Origin of the sequence: Trebonia sp. (genome assembly GCF_049794275.1) — a bacterium.
Lineage (GTDB): Bacteria > Actinomycetota > Actinomycetes > Streptosporangiales > Streptosporangiaceae > Trebonia.
This window is the reverse complement of sequence record NZ_JBARCR010000798.1, coordinates 1-4,844: the sequence shown is the minus strand read 5'-3', so window position 1 is coordinate 4,844 and position 4,844 is coordinate 1. Positions and strand designations below refer to the sequence as shown.

6 protein-coding genes, 1 tRNA gene and 1 pseudogene are annotated in these 4,844 nt (G+C 69.2%); 3 read left to right on the top strand and 5 right to left on the bottom strand.

From position 1 onward, the window contains the following. Nucleotides 1–214 (bottom strand): annotated as a pseudogene (locus tag WA805_RS20875) (hypothetical protein); the annotation flags it as partial. A 23-nt stretch (nt 215–237) separates the two neighbouring features. Here WA805_RS20875 and WA805_RS20870 point away from each other — a divergent pair. Next, on the top strand, nt 238–1,134 hold the full coding sequence (locus WA805_RS20870) for a fumarylacetoacetate hydrolase family protein (protein WP_422291097.1): 897 nt from the start codon (nt 238–240) through the stop codon (nt 1,132–1,134). A gap of 2 nt (nt 1,135–1,136) precedes the next feature. Here WA805_RS20870 and WA805_RS20865 read toward each other — a convergent pair whose 3' ends face one another. From WA805_RS20865 to WA805_RS20850, 4 genes are all read right to left on the bottom strand, one after another. After that, nucleotides 1,137–1,847, bottom strand: coding sequence for a hypothetical protein (locus WA805_RS20865; RefSeq protein ID WP_422291096.1), 711 nt, complete (start codon nt 1,845–1,847; stop codon nt 1,137–1,139). Then, on the bottom strand, nt 1,840–2,412 hold the full coding sequence (locus WA805_RS20860) for an RNA polymerase sigma factor (RefSeq protein WP_425243163.1): 573 nt from the start codon (nt 2,410–2,412) through the stop codon (nt 1,840–1,842). The genes WA805_RS20865 and WA805_RS20860 overlap by 8 nt, the downstream gene beginning before the upstream one ends. A 73-nt stretch (nt 2,413–2,485) precedes the next feature. After that, entirely contained in the window at nt 2,486–3,073 is a 588-nt protein-coding gene (locus tag WA805_RS20855) for a hypothetical protein (RefSeq protein WP_422277446.1), read from the bottom strand. A gap of 180 nt (nt 3,074–3,253) precedes the next feature. Continuing rightward, entirely contained in the window at nt 3,254–3,937 is a 684-nt protein-coding gene (locus WA805_RS20850) for an NUDIX hydrolase (RefSeq protein ID WP_422280134.1), read from the bottom strand. 295 nt (nt 3,938–4,232) lie between these two features. On the opposite strand from WA805_RS20850, the gene WA805_RS20845 reads away from it, so the two are divergent. Together WA805_RS20845 and WA805_RS20840 are read left to right on the top strand one after the other, a co-directional pair. Then, a tRNA-Val gene (locus WA805_RS20845) sits at nt 4,233–4,304 on the top strand. Nucleotides 4,305–4,328: 24 nt separating this feature from the next. Beyond that, the gene (locus WA805_RS20840; RefSeq protein WP_425243162.1) at nt 4,329–4,796 is read left to right on the top strand and encodes an endonuclease domain-containing protein; all 468 of its coding nucleotides are present in this window, start codon (nt 4,329–4,331) and stop codon (nt 4,794–4,796) included. The last annotated feature ends 48 nt before the right edge of the window (nt 4,797–4,844 follow it).

The window sequence follows — 4,844 nt, the reverse complement described above, 5'->3', positions numbered from 1 at the left end:
CCTGCTGGCCGTAGCCTGGCTGGCCCCGCTCCGGCTGACCCTGCTCCGGCCAGCCCTGCCCCGGCTGGCCCTGCTCCGGCCAGCCCTGCCCCGGCTGGCCCTGGCCGGGCTGCTCGCTGTCCGGTTGGCCGGACGGATGCGGCTGCGGCACGGTACCTTCGTCCGACGGGAAGAACGGACCGGGCGCCCTGTGGCGGGGAGGCTCGTTACTCACCCTTGCGAGGCTACCCTGGCGGCGTGACCCACATCTTCCGTTACCTGACACCCATCGATGACGCACCGATGGTCGGTATCCGCGACGACGCGGGCCTGTATCCGCTTGACGTGCCCTCGCTCGGGACGCTGCTGGCCAGTCCCGCCGGCGACATCAGGGCCGCCGTCGAGGACGCCGTGAAGACCGCGCCGATCACGGAACAGCCGGTGCTGCTGCCGCCCGCCGACGGCCGGATGGAGATATGGGCGGCCGGCGTCACCTACACCCGGTCCAGGGAAGCGCGCCTCGAGGAGAGCGGCGGCGCCGATTTCTACCAGCGGGTCTACGAAGCGGACCGGCCCGAGCTGTTCTTCAAGTCGGTGCCCTGGCGCACGGTCACCGACGCCGAGCCGATCGCGATCCGGCGCGACTCGGCGCTGAACGTGCCGGAGGCTGAGCTGGCCATCGTCGTCAACTCCGCCGCCGAGATCGTCGGCTACACGGTGTGCGACGACGTGTCCTCGCGCGCCATCGAGGGCGAGAACCCGCTCTACCTGCCGCAAGCGAAGATCTACGCCGGGGCGTGCGCGCTCGCGCCTGGCATCCGCCCGGCGTGGGAGGTCGACGCGAGCGACCTCGCCATCACCATCCGCATCATCCGGGGCGACTCGGTCGCCTGGGAAGGCGGCACCCGCACCAGCCAGCTGCACCGGCCGCTGCCGAGCCTGGTCGACTGCCTGTTCGCCGAGGAGAACTTCCCCGACGGCGTGATCATCTCCACCGGCACGGGCATCGTGCCAGAAATGGACTTCACGCTGCAGGCCGCCGACCTGGTCACCATCGAGATCGAGCAGGTCGGCAGCCTGACGAACCGGGTCGTCGCCGGCAAGCCCGGACTGGGATGGCTGAGCTCGGGAGCCGGCCGGGGACGTTACGAATAAGTTCAGGTCGAAGCCGAGAAGGTGGCGGTAGCGAGCACCGTACCGTTCGCGGTGACCAGCCGTGCCCCGACTGGCGGGCCATCGCCGGTCCAGGCGGGACTCCCCCACGAGCCGTAACCGTCGGTCAGCCGGAACGACCCGACGGTCGTGATATGCCCGTCCGCGCCCACCAGCTGGCAGATCACGGTGTCGTTGCCGGACTCCAGGTCGACGGACATGTACATCCACCGCGACTCACCGTTGTACATGAAGACCCGGCCCACTTGGCTGTGGTCGTCGGTGGCGATCATCTTGCCCGTCGTCAGCGACGAGCTCGCCGTCGGCGTGGCCGTCGCGTGCAGGCCCCAGCCGCCCAGGGCGGCGCCTAGCAGGGCGACCACGACCGCGGCGGCCGCCAGCGCCCGGCGGGGACTGAATCCGTGACCCCACGCTGGCCGCCGCCTGCGGTGACGGAGCGGCTGCGAGGCGGGCGGCGTGAGACCGAGCCGATCCATGACCCGGGTCTCGAATCCCGCCGGCGGTTCCGCGGTAGGCAGCAGGCTGAGCATCTTCTCGCTGGTAACCGTCAGGGAGCGGACGTGCTCGCGGCAGGCCTCGCAGTAGTCCAGGTGCGCGAGCGCCTCCGCGCGCTCGCGGCCGGTGAGCACGCCCAGCGCGAGTTCCGCGGCCGAGTCGTGAAACTCAGCGCAGCTCATGCCGTTCAGCTCACTCATCTTCTGCATCCTCCGGGAGGAGCGCCGCGCGCAGCTTCAGCATTCCGTCCCTGATTCTCGTTTTCGCGGTGCCGAGCGGGATGTCTTCCGTCACCGCGATCTGCCGTGCCGTCATGCCGTATATACCCGCCATCGCCACGGCACGAGCCTGCGCGCCCGGCAGTTGGGCGAGAGCGCGGCGCAGCCCGGCGGCGCTGTCGCGGGCGACCGCCACCCGCTCCGGGGTTTCGGTGACCGCGGTGAGCAGGGCGGGCAGCTCCGCCGGGTCCACCGGCGCCGAGGTCCGGGCCCGGAGGACGTCGATCGCCAGGTTATGGGCAATCGTCGTCAGCCAGGCCCGGACCGACCCCCTCCGCGAGTCGTACACCTGGGCGTGCCGCCACGCCTGTTCGAACGCCTGCTGGGCGACGTCTTCCGCGGTGACAGGATCGCGCGTGACGGTCAGCGCGACGCCGTACACCACCCGCTGAAAACGGCGCACGAACGCGACCGCCAGGTCGGCGTCACCCGCGCCGAGACCAGCGAGCAACGTCTCGTCCGGCAGCCGGTCGGCGTGGCTCCCCATCGTCTGCACAGTAAGCGATACGGACGAGCGGCTCATAGGGATTGCTCCTAGTTCAGGCGATTTTCGCCGCGAATCAGTAACCGCCGCCGCCGCCTGACGACGGGGGCGCGGCCGGCGCGCTGCCCGATCCGGAGATGGTCACCGCAGTCGTGATACTCGAACCGGACGGTGCGACCAGGTACCACAGGGCGCCGAAGCCATTAAGGCCCTGCCCCTTGTCCGTGCCTGGCCCGGTGTCGCCCTCGAAGTAGTACAGCGGATGGCCGTCGTAGGTGACCTGCTTGGTGCCGTCGGACCTGGTGATCGTGCTGAGATCGCTCGACTGCGCGCCGCCGGACGCGGTCGGCTGGCCGGTAGCGACCACCGGCGGCCATGCCGCGGCGCACGCGCCGCTGCAGGCGGACTTGCCCGAGCTGTCGGCCATGAACAGGTAGATGGCGCGGCCCGCGCTGTTGGTCAGGAACGAACCGCCCGAACTGGTCTTGGTCGTGATTACGGTCGATGACGCCGATCCCGCGGGCGCAGCGGCGGATGGCGAGGTGCTATTACTGGTGCTGCTACTTCCGCTGCTGCTGCACGCCGCCGCCGCCAGCAGCGCCACGGCCAGTGGCGCGGCGAGCTTGACCGGAACTGGCACCCGGGCCAGCAACGAGGCGCTCATTGTCATCATTCCTCTCGTGCGGCGCTGGGCTGTTTGCCGCCGCCGCTCAGTTCGGTCCTCATGTGCGAACTAAATACGGCCTGAGACGGCGTCGCGGCTTGGATTGCGCTACGTGACCTACGTCACATTCGATGCCTTTGCGCACGCCATAGCGACTTTTCGCTGGTTTTCCCGCTGACGTCAGCTGACCGCGCCGGGGCGGAAGGCAGCGAAGGGGTTGGTGATCACCAGCTCGCGGACGGCGAACCGGTAGACGGTGGCCGGGCGCCCGCCGTTCGAGGCCGGGCGGGAGACGTCCGCGGTCGGCTCGATGACTCCGCGGCGGGTGAGGATGCGCTGCAGGTTGGTGGCTGACACCGGATGGCCGAGGGCCGCGGCGTAGGTGTCGCGCAGCCGCGAGATCGTGAACGTCTCTGGCGCGATCGCGAAGCCGATGTTGGTGTAGGACAGCTTCGCGCGCAGCCGCTCCCTGGCCGAGCCGATGATCGAGGCGTGGTCGAACGCGCAGTCCGGCAACTGGTCCACCGGGTGCCACGCCGTGTCGGCGGGGAGCCGCGGCCTGGATTCCGGCGCGACCAGCGCGAGGTAGGCGGTCGCGAGGACACGCTCCCGCGGATCGCGCGCGGGGTCGCTGCGGGTCTCCAGCTGCTCCAGGTGCGCGATCTCGGGGATGTCCACCTTGGCGGCAAGGTGCCGGCTGGCGGACGCGCCCAGCCGTTCGTCGGCCCGCAGCGTGCCGCCGGGCAGCGCCCACGCGCCTTCGAACGGGGGTTCCGCGCGCTGCCAGAGCAGCACCTCGAGCCGCTTGTCCCGAACCTGGAACACGACCCCGAGCGCCTCGTGACGAAAGCAGTCAGCTGGCACGCACTCATGGTAACGAAGTTTTCAATCACCGGTGGAAAACAGCCTGGCCGCGTAATGCTCGATCGGCGTGCGGTGCGAACTTCTGGTAGTCTCTCCGCGAGGCGCAGAGCTGGCCGTCGTGGCTGGCATAGCGCACATCCCGGGCCGTTGGCGCAGCGGGAGCGCGCTTCCCACGGAAGCGAGTGCCCTCGCAAAGCCGAAGGTCACAGGGGTTTGTAGCACAACTGAATACCTTTCCACTGGTTACCGTACTGGTTCACTCGCCAGGTACCCGCCCTAACCAGTGAAAGGAAGCGGGCCGTTGGCGCAGCGGGAGCGCGTCTCCCTGACACGGAGAAGGTCACTGGTTCAAATCCAGTACGGCCCACATGGAGGAAGAGGTCTGCGGCAAGTGGATGCCACGAGCGCGGACCACGTGTGCCCGGCGTCCTCTCCACCTGGGAGAGTGCCGGACGGCGAAGGCCCTGGCAGACACCAGGGCACGGAAGACCGCGCGGCGGGTCGGCAAGACGCTCTTTACCCCGGAAGCCAAGGCCAGGTGGAACCGGAGGTACAACCTCAGCGGTACGGCCTGACGGAAGACGACTTAGAGCGGATGCTGGTAGAGCAGGACTACGCCTGCGCGATGTGCTCCGAGCCGTTCTCCGATGCCGAGGTCATCTACATCGACCACGACCACAACTGCTGCCCGGATGAGAAGTCATCGTGCGGCCGGTGCGTGCGCGGCCTGCTGAACCGGCGATGCAACATCGCGGTCGGCTACATCGAGCGGTACGACGAGCTGGCCCGCGTGTACCTGGGAAAGGCGAAGACCCCCCTGCCTCGTAGGTCGGAGGGTCTTCGCGTGGTCGCCAGCTAGGCCGCTGTGCCCCAGATGCTGTTCGACCCATCCACTTACGCGGTCACG